The organism is Streptomyces sp. NPDC091377, assembly GCF_044757045.1.
In the GTDB taxonomy this organism is placed as follows: Bacteria; Actinomycetota; Actinomycetes; order Streptomycetales; family Streptomycetaceae; genus Streptomyces.
On the sequence record NZ_JBIVUE010000003.1, the window covers coordinates 83497 to 103172 of the forward strand.

Annotated in this window: 18 protein-coding genes and 1 tRNA gene; 5 read left to right on the forward strand and 14 right to left on the reverse strand. The window is 72.2% G+C overall.

All coding sequences use genetic code 11. The features are described from left to right. Window positions 1-17 precede the first annotated feature (17 nt). The 3 genes from ACIQNG_RS08085 to ACIQNG_RS08095 are packed head-to-tail and all read right to left on the reverse strand — an operon-like array spanning window position 18 to window position 3458. Complete coding sequence (locus tag ACIQNG_RS08085) at window positions 18-1163, reverse strand: amidohydrolase family protein (protein ID WP_401483193.1); 1146 nt, start codon at window positions 1161-1163, stop codon at window positions 18-20. 1 nt (window position 1164) lies between these two features. Then, window positions 1165-2568, reverse strand: coding sequence for a glutamine synthetase (locus ACIQNG_RS08090; protein ID WP_401483194.1), 1404 nt, complete (start codon window positions 2566-2568; stop codon window positions 1165-1167). A 41-nt stretch (window positions 2569-2609) separates the two neighbouring features. Continuing rightward, window positions 2610-3458 carry an SAM-dependent methyltransferase gene (locus ACIQNG_RS08095; protein WP_401483196.1) on the reverse strand — a complete coding sequence of 283 codons (849 nt, stop codon included), beginning with the start codon at window positions 3456-3458 and terminating at the stop codon, window positions 2610-2612. A gap of 189 nt (window positions 3459-3647) precedes the next feature. On the opposite strand from ACIQNG_RS08095, the gene ACIQNG_RS08100 reads away from it, so the two are divergent. Beyond that, window positions 3648-4523, forward strand: coding sequence for a Cof-type HAD-IIB family hydrolase (locus tag ACIQNG_RS08100; protein WP_401483857.1), 876 nt, complete (start codon window positions 3648-3650; stop codon window positions 4521-4523). Window positions 4524-4536: 13 nt separating this feature from the next. Here the strand turns inward: ACIQNG_RS08100 and ACIQNG_RS08105 are convergent, their stop codons facing one another. Beyond that, window positions 4537-5349: an SAM-dependent methyltransferase gene (locus ACIQNG_RS08105; RefSeq protein ID WP_401424421.1), complete on the reverse strand. Its 813-nt coding sequence runs from the start codon at window positions 5347-5349 to the stop codon at window positions 4537-4539. Window positions 5350-5709: 360 nt separating this feature from the next. On the opposite strand from ACIQNG_RS08105, the gene ACIQNG_RS08110 reads away from it, so the two are divergent. The 3 genes from ACIQNG_RS08110 (at window position 5710) to ACIQNG_RS08120 (ending at window position 8633) form a co-directional block, all read left to right on the forward strand. After that, window positions 5710-6897 (forward strand): thiolase family protein, encoded by a 1188-nt coding sequence (locus ACIQNG_RS08110; RefSeq protein WP_401483199.1) that lies wholly within the window; start codon window positions 5710-5712, stop codon window positions 6895-6897. Between the two features lie 157 nt (window positions 6898-7054). After that, a complete protein-coding gene (locus ACIQNG_RS08115) occupies window positions 7055-7837 on the forward strand; it encodes a sulfite exporter TauE/SafE family protein (RefSeq protein ID WP_401483201.1) in 783 nt (260 codons plus the stop codon). Window positions 7838-7859: 22 nt separating this feature from the next. After that, window positions 7860-8633: a cobalt-precorrin-6A reductase gene (locus ACIQNG_RS08120; RefSeq protein ID WP_401483203.1), complete on the forward strand. Its 774-nt coding sequence runs from the start codon at window positions 7860-7862 to the stop codon at window positions 8631-8633. Between the two features lie 45 nt (window positions 8634-8678). Here ACIQNG_RS08120 and ACIQNG_RS08125 read toward each other — a convergent pair whose 3' ends face one another. From ACIQNG_RS08125 to ACIQNG_RS08135, 3 genes are all read right to left on the reverse strand, one after another. Beyond that, window positions 8679-10757, reverse strand: coding sequence for an MDR family MFS transporter (locus tag ACIQNG_RS08125; protein ID WP_401424417.1), 2079 nt, complete (start codon window positions 10755-10757; stop codon window positions 8679-8681). A gap of 75 nt (window positions 10758-10832) precedes the next feature. Continuing rightward, entirely contained in the window at window positions 10833-11606 is a 774-nt protein-coding gene (gene cobF, locus ACIQNG_RS08130; protein WP_401483204.1) for a precorrin-6A synthase (deacetylating), read from the reverse strand. 100 nt (window positions 11607-11706) lie between these two features. Further along, entirely contained in the window at window positions 11707-12240 is a 534-nt protein-coding gene (locus ACIQNG_RS08135) for a DUF309 domain-containing protein (protein ID WP_401483206.1), read from the reverse strand. Window positions 12241-12325: 85 nt separating this feature from the next. Between ACIQNG_RS08135 and ACIQNG_RS08140 the strand changes: the two genes are divergently transcribed. Beyond that, window positions 12326-12399: transfer RNA gene (locus ACIQNG_RS08140), tRNA-Pro, on the forward strand. A gap of 644 nt (window positions 12400-13043) precedes the next feature. Here the strand turns inward: ACIQNG_RS08140 and ACIQNG_RS08145 are convergent. From ACIQNG_RS08145 to ACIQNG_RS08175, 7 genes are all read right to left on the reverse strand, one after another. Continuing rightward, on the reverse strand, window positions 13044-13766 hold the full coding sequence (locus tag ACIQNG_RS08145) for a 3-keto-5-aminohexanoate cleavage protein (protein WP_401483208.1): 723 nt from the start codon (window positions 13764-13766) through the stop codon (window positions 13044-13046). A gap of 35 nt (window positions 13767-13801) precedes the next feature. Then, window positions 13802-14476, reverse strand: a complete 675-nt coding sequence (locus ACIQNG_RS08150) for an RraA family protein (RefSeq protein ID WP_401483210.1) — start codon at window positions 14474-14476, stop codon at window positions 13802-13804. A gap of 7 nt (window positions 14477-14483) precedes the next feature. Then, entirely contained in the window at window positions 14484-15284 is an 801-nt protein-coding gene (locus ACIQNG_RS08155) for a carbon-nitrogen hydrolase family protein (RefSeq protein ID WP_401424409.1), read from the reverse strand. Window positions 15285-15384: 100 nt separating this feature from the next. Then, window positions 15385-16506, reverse strand: a complete 1122-nt coding sequence (locus ACIQNG_RS08160; RefSeq protein ID WP_401483212.1) for an ABC transporter ATP-binding protein — start codon at window positions 16504-16506, stop codon at window positions 15385-15387. Window positions 16507-16508: 2 nt separating this feature from the next. Next, complete coding sequence (locus tag ACIQNG_RS08165; protein WP_401483214.1) at window positions 16509-17588, reverse strand: PotD/PotF family extracellular solute-binding protein; 1080 nt, start codon at window positions 17586-17588, stop codon at window positions 16509-16511. A gap of 88 nt (window positions 17589-17676) precedes the next feature. Beyond that, the gene (locus ACIQNG_RS08170; RefSeq protein ID WP_401483216.1) at window positions 17677-18474 is read right to left on the reverse strand and encodes an ABC transporter permease; all 798 of its coding nucleotides are present in this window, start codon (window positions 18472-18474) and stop codon (window positions 17677-17679) included. Next, window positions 18471-19406 (reverse strand): ABC transporter permease, encoded by a 936-nt coding sequence (locus ACIQNG_RS08175; RefSeq protein WP_401483218.1) that lies wholly within the window; start codon window positions 19404-19406, stop codon window positions 18471-18473. The genes ACIQNG_RS08170 and ACIQNG_RS08175 overlap by 4 nt, the downstream gene beginning before the upstream one ends. Window positions 19407-19676: the final 270 nt, after the last annotated feature.

The window sequence follows — 19676 nt, forward strand, 5'->3', positions numbered from 1 at the left end:
ATTGCTTGATCATACTTTCAGGTGTCGGAGGGAATCCGGTAGATCCGGCGGGCGTTGTCCCGGCCCGCCCACCGGGCGAGCCGCAGCGCGTCCGCGAGAGCGGTCTCGCCCGCGTCCACACGGTCCTGGAGCAGTTCGGCGAGCCCGCGCCGGAAGGCGAGCGCGCCGAGATGGTAGAACTCCGCGAGCCCGAAGGCGTCGGAGCTGTAGAGCAGTTTGCGGTACGGGGTGATCTCCAGCGCCTCCTCCAGCACCGCGCGTGCCCGCACCGGACCCACATGATGCAGGGTGAGCCCCACATCCAGGTACACCTGTTCGAAGACGGCGGCCAGGTAGCCGGCCTGCCGCTGGTACGGCCAGCAGTGCAGGAGCAGTACCGGGATCGTGCCCGCGGTCAGATGCAGCCAGTCGGTCAGATGCGTGGGGTCGACCCGGTGCAGCCGGATGTCGTTGTCCCCGAACCCGGTGTGCAACTGGAGCGGCAGTCCCAGGTCGACGGCGGTCCACAGCAGATGGCGGACGAGCACGGGATCCTCCAGCCGCCCGCCCCGCTCCAGCCAGCGCCGGGCCGCCGCGGTGACCTCCTGCTCCGCGGGGCGGGCCGGGTCGAGAGCGAAGCCGGTCCGGTACGCCGCCACCGACTTCACCCCCACCACCCCCGGCCGCCGTACCGCCTCCAGCCAGGCCGAGCGCACGGTGTCGCCGTACTCGCCCGCCTCCACCCCGTCGGCCGCCACCCGCTCCGCGACACCCTCCAGCCGTACGACCTCGTACGCCACCGCCGGTGCGCCGCTCGCCGCGCCCGCCGCCTGCGCCAGGGCGTCCGGCGGGGTCAGCCGCTCGGGCGCGTACCCGGTGTCGACGCAGAACACCTCCGTGCGGGAGGCCGTCAGGAAGCGCCGGCCGACCTCGGCCGCGCCCAGGTCGGCCCGGCGGCGCAGATACTCCCCGGGCGGCGCGTGCGCCGGCAGATCGAGCAGCGGGGCGCAGTGACGGCGCACGGCGGTGCCCACCGGGGTGTCGAACAGGGACACGCCGGGCCACGGGTCGCCCTCGGTGAGCAGCCCCTCGAAGCCCTCGGGGGTGAGATCGCCGGTGACGACCCCGTGGCAGTGGTGATCCACCAGCGCCAGCGCGTCCAGCGCCTCGCGCACGGCCGCCATCTCAGTACTTCCACCGGTAGGCCGCCGCCACCCGCTCGTCATCCAGCCCGGCCACGGCCGCGCTCTCGCCCTCGCGCACGGCGATCACCGCGTCCGCGAGGACCGGGCCCAGCGCGGCCCGCAGCACCGTGTCCCCGCGGAACTCCGCCACGGCCTCCGCCAGCGACACCGGCAGTCTGCGCACCCCCCTGGCCTTCGCCTCGGCGGGGTCGAGCCGGGCCGGGTCCCCGGTGGTCTCCTCGGGCAGCGTGGCGCCCGCGGCGATGCCGTCCAGTCCCGCGGCGATCGCGCAACCGAGCGCGAGATACGGGTTGGCGGCCAGGTCGACCGGCTTGACCTCCAGATTGGCGGCCTGGCCGCGCAGCCCCGCCGTGCCCCTGATCAGCCGTAACCCGGCCTCGCGGGTCTCCAGGCCCCAGGCCGTGAAGACCCCGGCCCACTGGGACGGCCTGAGCCGCAGATAGCTCGCCGGGCTGGGCGCGGTGACGGCGGTCAGCGCGGGCAGCCGGGCGAGGACACCGGCCGTGAACGACTCGGCCTCGGCGGTCAGCCCGTGCCGCCGGTCGCCGCCGGTGTGGAGGTTCACGCCGGCCCGCCACGCGGAGAGGTGGAGATGGCCGCCGTTGCCGACGCCCTCGGCCCGGACGGCGGGCGCGAAGGAGACGGCGAGACCGTGGCGCCGGGCCACCGCGCGGATCGTCTGCCGGGCCAGCACACTGCGGTCGGCCGCCGCCACCGGGTCCAGCGGCGCCATCGCCAGTTCGAACTGACCGGCCGCGTACTCGGGGTGGAACTGGTCCACGTCCAGGCCCTGCGCCGCGCACGCCGCCAGCAGTTCCGCCGCGTAGTCGCTCAGCTCCACCTGCCGCACGGCGCCGTACGCCGGGCCGGTCGCCACCGGTACGAAGTCCCCGTCCGGACCCGGGGGCACGGCGAGTGTCCACTCGATCTCCACGCCCGCCCGGAAGTCCAGCCCGTGCTCCCGCGCCGCCTCGGCCGTCAGCCGGCGCAGGAAGGTGCGGGAGCAGCCCGGGTGCCGCTCGCCGTCCTGGGTGATCCGGTCCACCGGCGCCCACGCCCAGCCGGGCTGTGCCGACAGCACGGTCAGCTGGTCGAGGTCGGGGTACAGCCGGAGATCGCCGTCCGGGGAGCCCAGGACGTCCGTGGAGACGATCGCGTCGTTGGCGAGGAAGGTGTCGAACACCGGGGACATCCCGACGCCCCAGGCCGCCGCGCCGGCGAGCTTGCCCGCCGGGATCGTCTTGACCCGGCCGACGCCCGCCGTGTCGACGTAGGAGAGCACGACACCGTGCACCCCGCGCCCGGCCAGCTCGGCGGCCAGGCCCACGGCCCGCTCCACCTCCCCGGGACGGCCACCGGGAACGGGATCGGCAAGGGTGGTCATACGGCCTCCAGGGCGGTTCGTCGATCCGGCGCTGCGCCGGGTCAGGGCTTCACGGCCACGGCCCCGAACTGCGGTACCACGGCGGGTGCTTGGGACAACGGGCGCCACGCCGAGCACGACACGAGGCCCGGCTCCAGCAGTTCGAGTCCCTCGAACAGGGATGCCGTCGCGGCGCGGTCGCGGGCCCGTATCGGGGGCCGGGCGTGCTCGTTCCAGTACGCCATCGCCGAGATCTGGCCCTCGCCACCGAGGGCGAGGTCGGCCGTGGGATGGCTCAGCGCCAGATGACTGCCGGACGGGAGCGCGGCCATGACCCGGCGCACGATGGACCGGGCCTCCTCGGTGTCCTGCACGAAGTTCAGGACCCCCAGCATCAGCACGGCGACGGGACGCCCCAGGTCAAGGGTCTCGGCCGCCCGCTCGACCAGCGCGTCCGGTTCGCGCACGTCGGCGTCGAGGTAGTCCGTGGCGCCCGCGTCGGTGCCGGTCAGCAGGGCGCGGGCGTACATCAGCACGGTCGGGTCGTTGTCGACGTACACGATCCGTGCGTCCGGCGCGACCCGCTGTGCCACCTCGTGCGTGTTGTCGCCGGTCGGCAGCCCGGTGCCGAGGTCCAGGAACTGCCGCACCCCGCACTCGCCCGCCAGGAATCGCACCGCCCGGCCCAGGAACGCCCGGTTCGCGCGGGCCACGTCTCGGATCACCGGGAACAGCGCGGCGACCTCGTCACCGACCCGCTCGTCCACCTCGTAGTTGTCCCGGCCACCGCACCAGTAGTTCCAGACCCGCGCGCTGTGGGCCACGGGTCGCACCGGCGCCGCCTCCCGCACCGGGGTCCGGCTCTTGCTCGTGTCGTCCGTCCTCCGTACCGGGGCCCGGCTCTCGCTCATGTCGTCCGTCCTCCTCGCCCCGGGGCCGCCGCGCCCCACCGGCCGTGCCGTCATTGTGCCGCGCCCATGATCGGCTGTCCCGGGAACGGCGGAGCTCCGGTCGGGGCTCCCGCCCTGGTCGTCCGGGGTCCGGGGAGGGACATTTACAATGGCCGCTTGTCCATCGCCGCATCCCACAGGAAACAGCTCATGCCCTTGTTCCGCACCCCCTCGCCCCTGCGTTCCACGCCGGAGGCCGCGGACGGCCCGGCCGACATCCGGCTCATCGTCACGGACATGGACGGCACGCTCCTGGACGACGCCAAGCAGACCCCGCGGCACCTGTGGACGGTGCTGGAACTGCTGCGCGAGCGCGGAGTGCTGTTCTGCCCGGCGAGCGGGCGGCAGTACGCGACCCTCGCCCGGGAGTTCCGGCCGGCCGCCCGCGGCATGGTGTTCATCGCCGAGAACGGTGCGTATGTGGTCCGTGACGGGGTGGAGATCAGCTCCGACCCGCTGGAGCCCGGGGTCGCCCCGAGGATCGTGCGGACGGTACGGGACCTGGCGGCGTCCGGGGTGAACGTCGGCGCCGTCGTCTGCGGCAAGCGCGCCGCCTACGTCGAGCGGGCCGACGGGCCGTTCCTCGCCGAGGTGCGCAAGTACTACGTGGAGCACCAGGTCGTGACGGACGCCACCGCGATCGACGACGACATCCTCAAGGTCGCCCTCTTCGACTTCGGCCCCGTCGCCCGTGCCACCGCACCCGCGCTGACGGACTTCGCCGACACCCACCAGGTCGTGATCTCCGGCGCGCACTGGGTGGACGTCATGAACCGCACCGCCCACAAGGGCGCCGCCGTACGCCGCCTCCAGCGGGAACTGGGCATCACGCCCGCGCAGACCATGGTCTTCGGCGACTACCTCAACGACCTGGAGATGCTGGAGGCCGCCGACTGGTCCTACGCGGTCGCCAACGCCCACCCCGACATCGCGAAGTGCGCCCGCCAGGTCTGTCCGTCCAACAACGAGAACGGCGTGCTGCGCACCATCGCGCGAGCCCTGCGGCTGCCGGGCGTGGCGCTGTAGCCGCCCGCGGCCGTCAGGGTTTGCGGCCGACCGCCCCGTACAGCGACACCGGGCCGTCGCCGATGTCCGACTCGTCCACGGCCAGCTCGGGGTGCCAGGCGGGCAGCGCCACGATCCCCGGCGCCACCAGTTCGAGGCCCTTGAAGAGCGCGCCGAATTCGCTCTGCGAACGGGCGACGAGAGTGACCCCGCCGGCCGTGTACGCCTCGATACCGCGCTGGACGTTCTCCGGTTCGAAGTCGGCGGTCAGCGCCGACAGCACCAGGAAACTCCCCGGCGCGAGCGCGTCGACCATGGTGCTGACCAGATGCTGGGCGCCGTCCTCGTCCGCGATGAAGTGCAGCAGCGCGATCAGCGACAGCGCGACGGGCCGGTCCAGGTCGAGGACGCGCCCGGCCTGTTCGAGGATCCGCTCCGGATCCCGCGCGTCGGCCTGGACGTAGTCGGTCACCCCCTGCGGGGTACCGCGCAGCAGCGCCGCGGCGTGGGCGAGCACGATCGGGTCGTTGTCGACATACACGATCCGCGCCTCGGGCGTCACGTTCTGGGCTATCTGATGGAGATTGGGCTCGGTCGGGATGCCGGAACCGATGTCGAGGAACTGGCTGATTCCTTCCTGCCGGGCGAGGAGCCGGATCGCCCGGTGCATGAACCAGCGGTTGCTGCGGGCGGCGCGCGGGGCGCCGGTGTCGATGGACATGATCCGGTGGCCGAGTTCCTCGTCGACCGGGTAGTTGTCCTTGCCGCCGAGATACCAGTCGTACACCCGGGCCGGATGCGGCCTGGTGGTGTCGATCAGTGGGCCGGTCGGCTCGGTCCCGGTCACAGGGCGCTCCTCATGCTCGGTCGTACGGTGCCGCCCCGCTGGGCGTCCGTCGCAGTCTGGCACGGCGGACGCGGCTGACAGCGGCCGGTTTTCGGCCAGCCGTGGCGGTGTGCCCCTCGGCATCCCGTCATCCGGGAGTTCGGCATCCGGGAGTTCGGCATCCGGGGTTCGCCGGGTGGGCCCGTCCGCCCTTCTCCGTGGGGTCGAGGGAGGCTTATAGTCAGAAACTAGCAGCGCTAATTAAAGGGGGGTCGCGGATCCAGCGGATCCCGTGAATGCGGATCCTGCGGACGCGGATCCCGTGGATGCGGATCCCGCGGATTCCGTGGACCCCGTGGCCCGTCGGTCAGGAGACCTGCCGTGCGTCCCGTCCATTTCGCAGCCGCCCGCCGCACCCCCATCGGCCGACTGCGCGGAGCCCTGTCCTCCGTGCGGCCCGACGATCTCGCCGCCGCAGTGGTCCGCGGCCTCATGGCCGAGGTGCCCGCCCTCGACCCGGCCCGTGTCGACGACATCTACTGGGGCGCCGCCAACCAGGCCGGCGAGGACAACCGCAATGTCGCCCGCATGGCCGCCCTCCTCGCCGGTCTCCCCGACACCGTCCCCGGCGCCACCGTCAACCGGCTGTGCGCCTCCGGCCTGGAGGCGGTCACCACGGCCGCCCGTGCCATCGCCGCGGGCGAGGCCGACATCGTGCTCGCGGGCGGTTCGGAGTCCATGAGCCGCGCCCCCTACGTCCTGGCCCGCCCCGACGAGGCCCTCCCCCGGCAGATGGAGACCGCCGACACCCGGCTCGGCTGGCGCCTGGTCAACCCCCGGATGCGCGCCCTGCACGGCGTGCTCGCCATGGGGGAGACCGCCGAGGAGGTCGCCACCCGGTACGGCGTCACCCGCGAGCGGCAGGACGCCTTCGCCCTGCGCAGCCAACTGCGCGCCGCGGAAGCCCGCGAGAACGGCCTCTTCCAGGCCGAACTCCTCCCCGTCGAGCGCCCGGACGGTGTCGTCGTCACCGCCGACGAGTCCATCCGCGAGGACACCTCGCAGGAGAGACTCGCCCGGCTCAAGCCCGTCTTCCGGCCGGGCGGCACGGTCACCGCGGGCAACGCGGCACCGATGAACGACGGCGCCGCGGGGCTGCTCCTGGTCAGCGAGGACGCCCTGGAGGAACTCGGCCTGGAGTCGATGGGCCGGTACGTCGCCGGGGCCAGCGCCGGCGTCCATCCCGACGTCATGGGGATCGGGCCGGTGCCCGCCACGCGGAAGGCACTGGCCCGTCTGCGATGGAGTATCGGGGAGATCCAGGAGGCCGAGGTCAACGAGGCGTTCGCCGCGCAGGCCGTCGCCAGTGTGGAGCGGCTGGGCCTCGACCCGGACCTCGTGAACCCCACCGGCGGCGCCATCGCCCTCGGCCACCCCCTCGGCTCCTCCGGCGCCCGGATCCTCACCACCCTCCTCCACCGCATGCGCCGCACCGGCGCCACGCGCGGACTCGCCACCATGTGCGTGGGGGTGGGACAGGGGAGCGCGGTACTCGTGGAACGGGGGTGAGCGGGGGAGGGTGAGGGTGAGCGGGGCGGGTCAGGGTGAGTGCGGGTGAGCGGGGGCCGGGGTGAGTGCGGGTGGGCCGGGGTGAGGCCGCGGCGGGTTCGGCAGTCGAGACACGCCTACCGCCGCGCAGATGCGTGGGCCTAGCATCGGTGTCCGCATGGACACGATGACGCTCTGGCACATATCCGGCTGGGAATTCGCCGCACTCGCCTTCGCCGCACTGCTCGTCGGCTTCTCCAAGACCGCGGTGAGCGGGGCCAACACGGTCAGCCTCGCCATCTTCGCCGCCGTACTGCCCGCCCGCGCCTCCACCGGCATCCTGCTGCCGGTGCTCATCGTCGGGGACCTGATCGCCGTCCTCGTCTACCGGCGGCACGCCCACTGGCCCACCCTGTGGCGGCTGTTCCCGGCGGTCGGCGCTGGGGTGGTGGTCGGCACCGTGTTCCTGGTGTGGGCGGACGACGCCCAGGTACGGACCTCCATCGGTGTGATCCTGCTGGTGATGGCGGGCGTCACGATGTGGCGCCGGCGCCAGGAGAGACAGGCCGAGCGGGAGCCCGCCCCCGACGGGATCACGACCCGCGCGGGCCGGATGAAGGCCCGGTCGTACGGGGTGCTCAGCGGCTTCACCACCATGGTCGCCAACGCGGGCGGACCGGTGATGTCGATGTATCTGCTGTCGGCGGGCTTCCGGAAGCTGGGGTTCCTCGGGACGTCGGCGTTCTTCTTCCTGATCGTGAATGTGTCCAAGGTGCCGTTCAGTGCCGGACTGGGGCTGATCGACGGCCGGTCGCTGCTGCTGGACGCGGCACTGGTGGTGTTCGTGCTGCCGGGTGCGTTGATCGGCAAATGGGCTGTGAACCGGATCAACCAGCGACTCTTCGAACGACTCGTGATCGCGGCGACGGTCGTGGGCGGGGCCCAGCTCCTGCTGTCCTGAACCGATCAGTACGCTCAACGCCATGTCCCCGCACATCCTCGTCCTCGGCGGCACCGCCGAGGCCCGCGCGCTCGCCACCGCACTGGCCGCCCGCCCCGGTGTCCGGGTGACCACCTCGCTGGCCGGCCGGGTCAGCCGGCCGGGACCGGTGGCGGGGGAACTGCGCGTCGGCGGGTTCGGCGGGGCCGAGGGCCTGGCCCGGTGGCTGCGCGTGCACGCCGTGGACGCGGTCGTGGACGCCACCCACCCCTTCGCCGCGACCATCACCGCGCACGCGGCACGTGCCGCCGCCGACACCGGCCTCCCGGCGCTGGCGCTCCGCCGCCCCGGCTGGCGGCCCGCCCCCGGCGACCACTGGCACCCGGTCCGCACCCTCTCCGCCGCGGCCGACCTCCTCCCCACCCTCGGCCACCGCGCCTTTCTCACCACCGGCCGCCTCGGCCTCGCCGCCTTCGCCCCTCTCACCGACCTCCACTTCGTCGTACGGTCCGTGGAGCCGCCCGAGCCACCCATGCCGCCGCACACCCGAGTGATCCTCGCCCGGGGCCCGTTCACCGTCGCCGACGAGTCCGCGCTGCTCCGCGAACACCGGATCGACGTCCTCGTCACCAAGGACAGCGGGGGAGCGGCGACCGAGGCGAAACTGACGGCGGCACGGGACGCCGGGCTCCCGGTCGTCGTGGTGGAACGCCCCCCGCTGCCACCGGGCGTGACCGTGGTGCCGGACGTGGCGGGGGCACTGGAGTGGCTGGGGTCGCTCCCGGGCGCCGGCGGACGTACACCACCGCCGCAGTGAGCCCACCCCCGCACGAGGGGGCCCTCCGAGGGCACACCACCCCCGTCACACCGGTGCCGTGCCCTGCGCCGGGCGGCCGGAGCGCAGCGGCAGGACCTGGCTGAGGTCCTCCACCAGCAGCCGCTTGGCCATGGCGTCGACGGCGGCCCGCAACTCCTTGCCGCCCGGGCGCCCGATGTCCTCCTGGACCCGTTCCTCCAGCCAGGCGCCCCAGGCACCGGTGAGCACCCGGGCCTCACGGGCACCGGCCGCGGTGTGGGAGAGCAGGGAGCCGTGGCGCGTCAGATAACCCTCCTCCACCATCCGGTCGAAGACCGGCAGCAGCACTTCGGGCGGCATATGGCGGCGGGCCGCGATCAGCCCCAGACTGGCATGGCCGACCATGCGGTCGAAGAGTTCCACCTGCATCACGGCCCACGCGCCCGCCACATCCAGCCGGGTGTCCGAGGCGAGCACGAGCCGGCGCGCGGTGTCCAGATCGGTGCCGCCCAGGATCCGGCACACCGACGCCTCCAGCACCCGCCGCGAGTCGGCGTCATGGGGCTGCCCGAAGCCTTCGCCCATGTCCGTGGACGACAGCCGCGCACTGTCACGCAACCGCACCTGCCTGAGGAACAGGGCGACGACGAAACCCAGTGCCGCGACCGGCACGGTCCAGCGGAACACGGTCTGCAAGGTGTCGGCGTACGCCTGGATGATCGGCGCCGCCGCCTCGGCGGGCAGCCGGTGCAACCCCTCGGGGCTGGTCGCCGCCCGCGCCACCGTCTGCGGGTCGGCGGCGCCGGTGGCCGTCGCGGACGCGATGCCGTCGCGCAGGTGAGGGGCGAGGGAGTTGGTGTAGATCGTGCCGAACACGGCGGTGCCGAACGAGGAACCCAGCGTACGGAAGAAGGTGACACCGGAGGTCGCGGTGCCGAGATCGGCGTAGTCGACGGTGTTCTGCACGGCGATGGTGAGCACCTGCATGCCCAGCCCGATGCCGGTGCCCAGGACGAACATGTACAGCGACTCCAGCCAGACCCCCGTGCCCGGCCCCATCAGGGACATCAGATACAGGCCGACGCCCATCACCAGCGTGCCGACGATGGGGAAGATCCGGTACCGGCCCGTCTTGCTGACCACATTGCCGCTGAACACCGACGCGATGAGCAGCCCGAACACCATCGGCAGGGTGCGGACGCCGGAGACGGTGGCCGAGTCACCGTCGACGTACTGGAGATAGGTCGGCAGGAAGGTCATCGCGCCGAGCATCGCGAAGCCGACGACGAAACTGAGCACCGAGCACACCGTGAACACCGGGTTGCCGAAGAGCCGCATCGGCAGCATCGGTTCGGCGGCACGGGTCTCCACCCAGCAGAACAGCCCGAGCGCGACGAGCCCGCCCACGAACAGCCCGACGACCACGCCGGAGCCCCACGCGTACTGGTTGCCGCCCCAACTCGTCGCCAGGATCAGCGCGCTCGCGCCGACCGCGACCAGTGCGATGCCGAGATAGTCGATCACCGGCCGGGACGCCGACTTCACCACCGGGATGGTGCGGGCCGCCGCGAACACCACGGCGATCGCGATCGGCACATTGATGTAGAACGCCCAGCGCCACGTCAGATGATCCGTGAACAGCCCGCCCAGCAGGGGCCCGATGACCGTGGCCACCCCGAAGACCGCACCGATCGCGCCCTGGTACTTGCCGCGCTCCCGCAGCGGGATCACATCGGCGATCAGCGCCATCGCCGTCACCATCAGCCCGCCCGCCCCGATGCCCTGCATACCGCGCCAGATGATCAGCAGGGTCATGTTGGAGGCGAGGCCGCACAGGAACGAGCCGGTGATGAACACGATCGCCGAGACCTGGAAGACCACCTTGCGGCCGAACAGGTCGCCGAACTTGCCCACCAGGACGGTCGCCACCGTCTCCGCGAGAAGATACGACGTGACCACCCACGACATGTGCTCGGCACCACCGAGGTCCGAGACGATCGTCGGCAGCGCCGTGCCCACGATGGTCTGGTCGAGGGCGGCCAGCAGCACACCGAGCAGGATCGTGACGAAGACGATGTTCCGCCGCCGGGGGTCGAGCACCGGCGGCTGCGCTGCGGGCGGGGCGGTCTCCTCGGCGACGGTCACGCGGCCACGATCACATCGCGGCACCGTCACCGCACGTCAGAGCCGTCCGCCCGGGTACCGGGACCCGGCCGCCGGTCAGTCCTCCCCGCGACGGCGTCTCAGCAGATAGGTGTCCATGATCCACCCCTTGCGCTCGCGTGCCTCCGCCCGCAGCCGCTCGATCCGCGGCGCGGCCTCGGCGATCGGCCCCGAGGCGAGGATCTCGTCGGGCGTGCCGATGTACGCACCCCAGTAGATGTCGATGTCCTGGTCCGCGTACCGCCGGAACACCTGGTGGGCGTCGAGCATCACGACCACGTCGTCCACGCCCTCCGGGAAACCCTCCGCCAGTCTGCGGCCCGTGGTGATCTGCACCGGCCGCGCCACCCGGTTCAGCCCCGTGCGATGCCGGGCGACCAGCGCCGAGACACTGCTGATCCCGGGGATCACGTCGTACTCGAAGGCGACCGCGCCCCGGTCCAGGACCTCCTCCAGGATCCCGAGCGTGCTGTCGTACAACGCGGGGTCGCCCCACACCAGGAACGCGCCCGTCCCGCCCTCGGCCAGCTCGTCGGTGATCAGCCGCTCGTAGATGTCGGCCCGCGCGCTGCGCCAGTCCCCGACGGCCGGGGAGTACGCCGCGCCGCCCGCACGCCGGTCCCGCTCCGGGTCCCGCGCCTCCACGACCCGGTACCCGCCCCCCGGTATGTGCGTGTCCAGCATCTCCCGACGCAGCCCCGTGAGATCCGATTTCACCTCGCCCTTGTCGAGCAGGAAGAACACGTCCGTGCCGCGCAGCGCCCTGACCGCCTGGAGGGTGAGCTGCTCGGGGTCGCCCGCGCCGATACCGATGACATGAATCTTTCGCACGCTCCCGAGTGTGCCGTACGGCACTGACAGTGACGTCGGCGGCCGGACGAGAAGCCGACGAGCGACCGCCGGTGGGCGGCGGAGTCACCCCCCCCGCCCCCTACCGCCCGCCGCCCAGCCGCGGTGCCCGAGCCGCCGCGTCCACCGTCGCCGCGCTCTCCTCCACCTCGGTGGCCAACGCCCGTGCCCAGTCGGCCAGCCCCCCGAGATCCATCCCGTACGGCACCGCCCGCCCCGACTCCGCCGCCCATTCCCCGATCGCGCCCGCGCCGCGCCGCAGCAGCCGGGCCCCGCCGGTCGGGTTGCCGCGAGCGGCGTGGGTGAGCCCGACGGCGAGCTGCGCGAGGCCCCGCCACAGGCTCCGCTCGTCGTCCGGCCGGGACTTCCAGGCGTCCTCGAACACCTCGTGCGCGTGGAACGGCCTCCCCGCGTCCAGCAGCGCCTGCGCCTCGGCCACCGTCCGCTCCGGAGTCCGCACGACCCCTTCCGGCTGCCGCTCCACCCCCGTCGCCCCGTACGGCAGCGGACGCCCGAGCCCGTCACGGGGCCGGGCGTTGCGGGCCCGCCCCGCACCGTCCCGGTCCCGCTCCGTGCCCGCCGCCGTACCGTCGTCCGATGCGCTGAGAGGCTCCATACGACGATTGTGCGTGACCGGCTCACCTCCCGCCGTGAGGTAAAGTACTCCCGGCGCGATCACGTGGACCACCACGGGAACGCGGCGGGACGTGGCGCAGCTTGGTAGCGCACTTGACTGGGGGTCAAGGGGTCGCAGGTTCAAATCCTGTCGTCCCGACTCGTGAGAGTCACAGACAAGGCCGGTTTCGGAGGCATCCGAAACCGGCCTTCGGTCGTTCTGACCGGCCTTCGGTCGTTCTGGGGGACAGGTCGGGGACCGAGTCAGCCGGCACTTGATCTCGCCTCAGCGGATCGGGGTCGGTCCCCGCTCAGCGGCGGGAGGAGGCGGGCAAGGCGCTCCCGGCGCCGAAGTGGCCTGCCGCCGCCGAGGCGACCGTCGATCTGAGCGAGGCCCACCCCAGGGGAGCCGGGCACGGTGACGCCGGAGGGGTCCGCCTCCCCGAGCGAGGACCCCGCACAGATCGCGGACGTGGTCGAGGTGCTGCCTGTCGCCGACACCGTCGGCACGCAGACGCAGGTGCAGAACGTGCGGCCGCGACGGCGGATCCGTCCGCTCCCACCTCGGGTGGGGAAGGCAGCGGTCCTTCTCCCGATCCTGCAGAGGCGGCACCGGAGCCCACGGACCCCTCCGCGCCGGCGGACGGGCCGTCACCCGAGCCGACTGACGGCCCGATGCCGTCGCAGTCGTCATCGCCTTCAGCTGAGCCGGAGGAAGTCACGCCGCCGTGGGCATGACGTGTGCCAGGGCGGGGGCAAGGCCGGGCCCGGGGGTGTTCGGAACCGGCCTTTGTGCGTCATCTGTCAGTTGTCGGTCGTCAGTTCGCGTACCGCTCGTACCAGAGTCGCGTTGTCCCGGGCCGTGGTTCCGTCGGGGAGGTCGGTGCCGTCCTCGAAGCCGATTCGGGTCTGGTGGCCGTCCTCGGCGGCGGCGTGGACCAGGGGCCAGACCGTCGGGCCCTCGCCGTGGTAGAGGATCGGGCAGGTCACCCCGGCGGCGAGGATGCGTCCGGCCATCGCGCGGGCGGCCGTGACCGCCTCCTCGGGGTCCTCCTCCACCGGCTCGATCAGGATCCGTACGTTGTCGTGCAGGGTGGGCGATGCCAGGAGGGCGGGGACGTCGTCCATCGTCCAGACGGCGCTCTCCAGCACCATGCCCCGCTCCACGACCAGTCGGGCGGTGTCGGCCGCGCCCTCCTCGCAGAACGCGACGGAGGCGAAGTCGGGGAGGACGTCCCATGCCTTGACGAGCGCGTAGCGCTCCTCGGGGCCGGAGCAGGTCCACAGGCCGGTGGTGGTGCCGACCACCGCGCCGGGCGCGGTGGCCCGGATCGCGCGCAGCACCTCGGCGAGGGCCTCGGGGTGGATGCTCTGGCCGCCGTCCGGGGTGCGTACATGGAAGTGGACGACATCCGCTCCGGCGGCGAGGACGGCCGCGGTGTCGGCGGCGATCTGCTCGGCGGTGACCGGGACGGTGGGGTGCTCGGTCCTGGAGCGCCCGCCGTTGACGGCGGCTTTCAGAAACACGGTGGTCCTTTCGAGGAAGAGGGTGGAGCCGGGAGTCAGTTGAGGGCGCCCAGGGTTCTCAGGGTCTCGGTGGCGCCGGTGAGGGTGCCGAGGGGCTTGCCCCGGTGGAGTTCGGCGATGAGGGCGGGTTCCTCGGCGTCGTCCTCGATCGCCTCGTCCAGTACCTCGGCGAGGCGTCCGGCCGGCGCGATGATCAGGCCGTTGGCGTCGCCGAGCACCAGGTCGCCGGGGTGCACGGGGACACCGCCGCAGGTGATGGGGGCGCACAGCGAGCCGTCCGCGATTCCGTGGAGCTTGGTGGTCAGCGAGGTGCGGCCGAGGGCGTACACCGGGAGGCCCACCGCCCGCAGCGCGTCCACGTCGGTGCACAGACCGTCGACGACGGCGCCGGCCGCGCCGCGGGCGGCGAGCGCGTTGACCACCACCTCGCCCAGCGGGGCGTGGCGCCGGTCGCCGCCGGTGTCGACCACGACCACGTCGCCGGGTTCGACCAGCCCCGCCGCATGGTGGAGCACGGTGGAGTCGGTGGCGGTGGTCCGGACCGTCACCGCCCGCCCGACGAGCTTGCCGGTCCCCGCCACCCGCTGGAGCGCGGGCGCGCAGAAGCCCTCCTCCAGATAGTGGCCGAGGGTGGGGAAGTCGACCGTCCGCAGTCGTTCGACGAGCGCGGGGTCCAGTGGCGCGGGCAGGGCGCGGAGGTCCAGGGGCATGGGCGGGTCACCTCGGTCCGATGATGATGCGGCGGTTGCGGAGCACGGGCAGGACCGTGCGGGCCCGGTCGATGCGGTCCTTGTCGGCGTCGGTGACGAGCAGCGAGCGCTCCTCCTCGCCGAGCGCCGCACGGACCACCCCCAGCGGGTCGACCGCCATCGACATGCCGATGCAGTCGGGGGTGGTGAGCGAGGACGCCACGACCCAGCAGGTGTTCTCGATGGCGCGGGTGCGCAGCAGGGTCTGCCAGTGGTCCTCCTTCAGCGGCCCCTTCACCCAGGCCGCCGACACCGCGAGGAGGTCCGCGCCCATCTCCACCAGGGAGCGGGTGAACTCGGGGAAGCGGATGTCGTAGCAGTTGACCAGGCCGACGTTGAAGTCGCCGATGCGGACCACCACCGGGCCGGTGTCGCCGCGCTGGATGCGGCGCGACTCCTTGTAGGAGAAGGCGTCGTACAGGTGCATCTTGCGGTAGAGGCCGAGGACCTCGCCGTCGGCGTCCACCGCGGCCATGGTGTTGTACGGCAGTGCCGTCCCGCTGTCCTCGTAGCCCGCGGCGATGATCGCGACGTGGTGGGCGCGGGCGATCCGGGAGAGGCCCGCCAGGAAAGGCTCCCAGTGGGCCACGGCCAGGTCCCTGAGCTGGGTGTCGGTCTCGTCGCCGACGTCGGAGGGGAGCATCGACTCCTCGGGGAAGACGACCAGTTCGACGCCCGCCGCTGCGGCCTCGGCGGTCATCTCCTCGATGACGGCGAGATTGCCGGCCGCGTCGGCGGTCGGGGCGAATTGTGCTGCGGCGACCTTCACGGTCGTATCTCCTTGCTGGGGTGGGCGCAGTCCGGGGTGGGGTGTGCGCCCAGGGTGGGGGTGGCGGGGCGGGGCCCGGTGAGGACCGGGGTGGCCGGGGTCATCGCGCGAGCAGCCGGGACCGTCGGGGGTCCCAGCCCGCCCGGACCGGGGCGCCGACGGCCAGGCCGCTGCGGTCCGGGCCGCGGGACTCGGCGATCAGTTCCGTGCCGTCGGTGAGGGTGAGGTGGTAGCGGGTGGCGTTGCCGAGGTAGACGATCTGCTGGAGGGTGCCGTCCAGGACGGTCCCGCAGTCCGGGAGGTCGGCGTCCGCCCCGGCGAGCCGGACGCTCTCGGGGCGTACCGCGAGATGGGCCTCGGTGCCGTGGGTGAGCCCGTGCCCCTCCGGCGTGGTGAAGCGGCCGAGGCCGCCGACGTCGAGGACCGAGGTGCCGTCCACGGTGCCGGTCAGGAAGTTCGACGTACCGATGAAGTCGGCGACGAACCGGGTCGCGGGGCGTTCGTAGATCGCCTCGGGGGTGTCGACCTGGAGGACCCTGCCGCCGTCCATGACCGCGATGCGGTCGGACATGGTCAGGGCCTCCTCCTGGTCATGGGTGACCGTCACGAAGGTCACCCCGACCTCGCGCTGGATCTTCTTGAGCTCCAGTTGCATCTGCGCGCGCAGCTTCTGGTCGAGGGCGCCGAGCGGTTCGTCGAGCAGGAGCAGCGAGGGGCGGCCGATCAGCGCGCGGGCGATGGCGACCCGCTGCCGCTGCCCGCCGGACAGCTGGGCGATGGACCGCTCGCCGTAACCGGTGAGGCGGACCAGTGCCAGGGCCTCCCGTACCGCCTCGGCGATCTGCGGCTTCGGCCGGGACTTGCGCACCTTCAGCTCGAAGGCGACATTGTCGGCGACCGACAGATGCGGGAAGAGGGCGTAGCTCTGGAAGAGCATGTTGAGGTCCCGCTTGTGCGGCGGTACGGAGTTGGCGGGGACCCCGCCCAGCTCCACCGTGCCCTCGCTGGGGGTCTCGAAGCCGGTGATCATGCGCATGAGGGTGGTCTTGCCGCAGCCGGACGGGCCGAGGATGGAGAAGAATTCGTTGCGTCGGATGTCGAGGGTGACATCCCGCACCGCATGGGTGGCGCCGAAGGTCTTGCCCACGCCGGTGAGGCGTACGGCCGGTGCCGCGTCGGTGTCCGGGGCCGCCGGCCCGGAGCGGGTCTTCGTGGTGGTCATCGTCAGGACGCCTTCACCTTGGTCCAGCCCTGCTGGAAGTGCTTCATCGCGGTGCCCGGGTCGAGCAGGAAGTCCGCCTTGGCGATCGCCTCGTCGGAGGCGTACACGGCCGGGTTCTCCAGGGCCTTCTTGTCCTTGATGAACTCGCGGGCCCCGGCGTTGGTGCTGGCGCTGCCGCCGTCGTCGGTGGCCATGGCCGCGATCTCGGGCTGGAGGAGGTAGTTGATGAACCGGTAGGCGGAGTCCGTGTTCTCGGCGCCCTTGGGGATGGACAGGCCGTCCGTCCAGATCGAACCGCCCTCCTCGGGCAGGACGTAGTGCACGTCCGGGTTGGCAGCGACCACCTCCGCCATCGCCGTGCCGCTCCACGCCTGGGCCGCGCACGCCTGGCCGGTCGACAGGAGCTGCGGGTAGTTGGTGGAGTTGTAGCCCGCGAGCATCGTCTTCTGGTCGGTGAGCGCGTCGGTGGCGGCCTTGATCTCGCCCTCGTCGGTGCTGGTGGCGCGGGCGCCGGTCACCTGGAGCCCGGCGATGTACGCGGCGAGCATGTTGTCCAGCATGTAGACCTTTCCCTTGTACTTCTCGTCGAAGAGGGTCTTCCAGCTGGTCGCCGACGGGATGCACGTGTCGTTGTAGGCGAAGCCGGTGGTCCCCCAGATCCACGGGATCGAGTACTTGTTGCCGGGGTCGTAGGACGGGTCGCGGAATTTGTCCGCGAGGTTGTCCAGGCCCTTGATGCGGGAGTGGTCCAGCGGCTCGATCAACTGCTGCCCGATGAGCTGCTGCACGCTGTACTGGCTGGGCTCCACCAGGTCGTAACCGGCCGAGCCCGAGCTGAGCTTGGCGGTCATCGTCTCGTTGCTGTCGAAGGTGTCGACGGTGACCTTGATGCCGGTCTCCTGCTCGAACTTCTTCACCACCGAGTCGGGGATCTCCCCGGCCCAGGCGTAGATGTTCAGCTCCTTGCCGCCGCCCGAACCGGCGGAGCCGGAGTCCGAGCCGCCGCAGCCGGTGGCGATCAGGCCGGTGACGGTGGTGACGGCGATCGCGAGGACGCCTCTGGAGACACTTCTTGCGCGCATGAGGGTGGTGCCTTTCAGGAAAGCGGACGGACGGGGGAGGACGACCGGGGAGAGGGCCGAGGGGAGAGGGGAGCCTGTGCGGGGTCGGTCAGGCTCGGTCGGCGCCGAGCAGGACCCGGCGCATCTGCCGTAGGCCCACCCCGACGATGATCAGCAGGGTGAAGAGCACGAGCAGCGTGCCCAGCGCGTTGATCTCAGGGGTCAGACCGCCCTTGAGCATCGAGTAGACGCGCAGCGGCAGGGTGGTGCTGCCGACGCCGTTGGTGAAGGTGGACATCACGATGTTGCCGAAGGAGATGGTGAAGGAGAGCAGCCAGGCCGCCAGCAGCGGCTGTCGCAGCAGCGGCAGGGTGATCCGGCGGAACGACTGCCAGGCGTTGCAGCCGAGGTCGGTGGCGGCCTCCTCCAGGGAGGGGTCCAGGGCCGCGTGGGCGCCGAGCACGATCAGCGCCGCGTACGGCAGGGTCACCACCACATGGCCCGCGACCAGGGTCGTCAGGCCCAGGTCGGCGTGCATCGCGCCGAAGACCGACAGCAGCGCCACGCCGAGCACGATCTCCGGGATGATCAGCGGCAGGAACAGCCCGCCGGAGAAGACGGCCCTGCCCCGGGCCCGCAGCCGAGCCATGCCCATGGCGGCCAGCAGTCCGCACAGGGTGGCGAGGGTCGCCGAGATCAGCGCGGTCTCGGCGCTGATCCGCAGCGCCGCCAGCAGTTCGGTGTTCTCCGCGAGCCGCCCGTACCAGCGGGTGCTGAAGCCGTCCCAGCGGTAGGTGACCTCGGAGTCGTTGAAGGAGAGCACCACCACCACGACGATGGGGATGTAGAGGAAGGCGATGACGCCGCGGGCCAGCCAGGCCGTCAGGGTGTCGAGAGCGTGCTTCATGCCGACTTCCTCCTCAGCCGCCGGGCGGCCAGTCCGAACACCGCCATCGACGCCACCATCAGAAGCAGCAGTACGACCGAGGCGGCGGCGCCCATGGGCTGGTTACGGAACTCGGTGTAGAGGGTGACGATGAGGTTGCCGACGAGTTGGTCACGGCCGCCGCCCAGCAGCACCGGGATGACGAACACCCCGAGGGTCGGGATGAAGGTGAGCAGCGCCGCCGCGAGCATCCCCGGCCGGGCGATCGGCAGCAGTACCCGGGTGTGCACCCGCCACCAGCCGCACCCCAGGTCGCGGGCGGCCTCCCCGAGGGAGCCGTCGACCCCGCGCAGCGACGCGTAGATCGGGAAGATCGCGGTGGGCAGGAACGCGTACACCAGGCCGATGAAGGACGCGCCCTGGCTGGGGATCCACTGGGTGTTGCCGTCGGTGAGCCCGAGGGCGTCGGTGAGGCTGTTCACCGGCCCGCCGGGGCTGAGCAGATTGATCCAGGCGAAGGTCCGCACCAGGAAGTCGGTCCAGAACGGCACGATGATCAGCAGAAGCAGCAGCATCTGCCGCTGCGGGGAACGGCCGGCCAGGTAGTACGAGACCACATAGCCGAGCACCAGGCACACCGCGGTGTTCAGCGCCGCCATGCCCAGGCTGTAACTGAAGACCTTGAGATAGACCGGGTCCATCAGGTCCTGGTAGTTCGACAGGGTCCAGCCGCCCTGGATGCCGCCGTAGGCGTCCGCCGAGGCGAAGCTGTTGCGCACCACGAGCAGCAGCGGCACGAGAACCAGCCCGAGGACGGTGATCCCGGCGGGGGCGAGGAGCAGCGTCGTCACCGCCGCCCGCCGGCCGCGCGCCCGGCGGGCGGTGCCGGCACCGGAGGGGCCCGCGTCCCGCGGTTCGGCGGGCACACCGGTGGTGGCTGCCGTGACGGTCACCGCGACGGCCGCCGGGGCGTCGGGGCGCGGGGAGGGGTGGTGTGCATGTGCTGAACTCCTTGTCCGGGGGCGGTTCGAGGCCCAGGGCACGCCTCGCCGTCGTCGAGGGGAGGACCGCCGAGGTTGCGGATGGGAAAAGAGTGGGCGACGGGGCGGCGACCCGAAAGACACGCCCGCAACGAAACCCGTGGAATAGCGGCCCTGTTTCCACGCGTATCGCAGGGCGGTCGGACTGTGACGGGGGACATTGACACCCGGTGGCCGCAAGGC

Bases quoted from the DNA above. Each gene is read 5' to 3' on its own strand.
- ACIQNG_RS08090 (WP_401483194.1), bottom strand. From the start codon at position 2,568: ATGACCACCCTTGCCGATCCCGTTCCCGGTGGCCGTCCCGGGGAGGTG.
- ACIQNG_RS08095 (WP_401483196.1), bottom strand. From the start codon at position 3,458: ATGAGCGAGAGCCGGGCCCCGGTACGGAGGACGGACGACACGAGCAAG.
- ACIQNG_RS08170 (WP_401483216.1), bottom strand. From the start codon at position 18,474: ATGAAGCACGCTCTCGACACCCTGACGGCCTGGCTGGCCCGCGGCGTC.
- ACIQNG_RS08115 (WP_401483201.1), top strand. From the start codon at position 7,055: ATGGACACGATGACGCTCTGGCACATATCCGGCTGGGAATTCGCCGCA.
- ACIQNG_RS08135 (WP_401483206.1), bottom strand. From the start codon at position 12,240: ATGGAGCCTCTCAGCGCATCGGACGACGGTACGGCGGCGGGCACGGAG.
- ACIQNG_RS08100 (WP_401483857.1), top strand. From the start codon at position 3,648: ATGCCCTTGTTCCGCACCCCCTCGCCCCTGCGTTCCACGCCGGAGGCC.
- ACIQNG_RS08150 (WP_401483210.1), bottom strand. From the start codon at position 14,476: ATGCCCCTGGACCTCCGCGCCCTGCCCGCGCCACTGGACCCCGCGCTC.
- ACIQNG_RS08165 (WP_401483214.1), bottom strand. From the start codon at position 17,588: ATGCGCGCAAGAAGTGTCTCCAGAGGCGTCCTCGCGATCGCCGTCACC.
- ACIQNG_RS08120 (WP_401483203.1), top strand. From the start codon at position 7,860: ATGTCCCCGCACATCCTCGTCCTCGGCGGCACCGCCGAGGCCCGCGCG.
- ACIQNG_RS08160 (WP_401483212.1), bottom strand. From the start codon at position 16,506: ATGACCACCACGAAGACCCGCTCCGGGCCGGCGGCCCCGGACACCGAC.
- ACIQNG_RS08085 (WP_401483193.1), bottom strand. From the start codon at position 1,163: ATGGCGGCCGTGCGCGAGGCGCTGGACGCGCTGGCGCTGGTGGATCAC.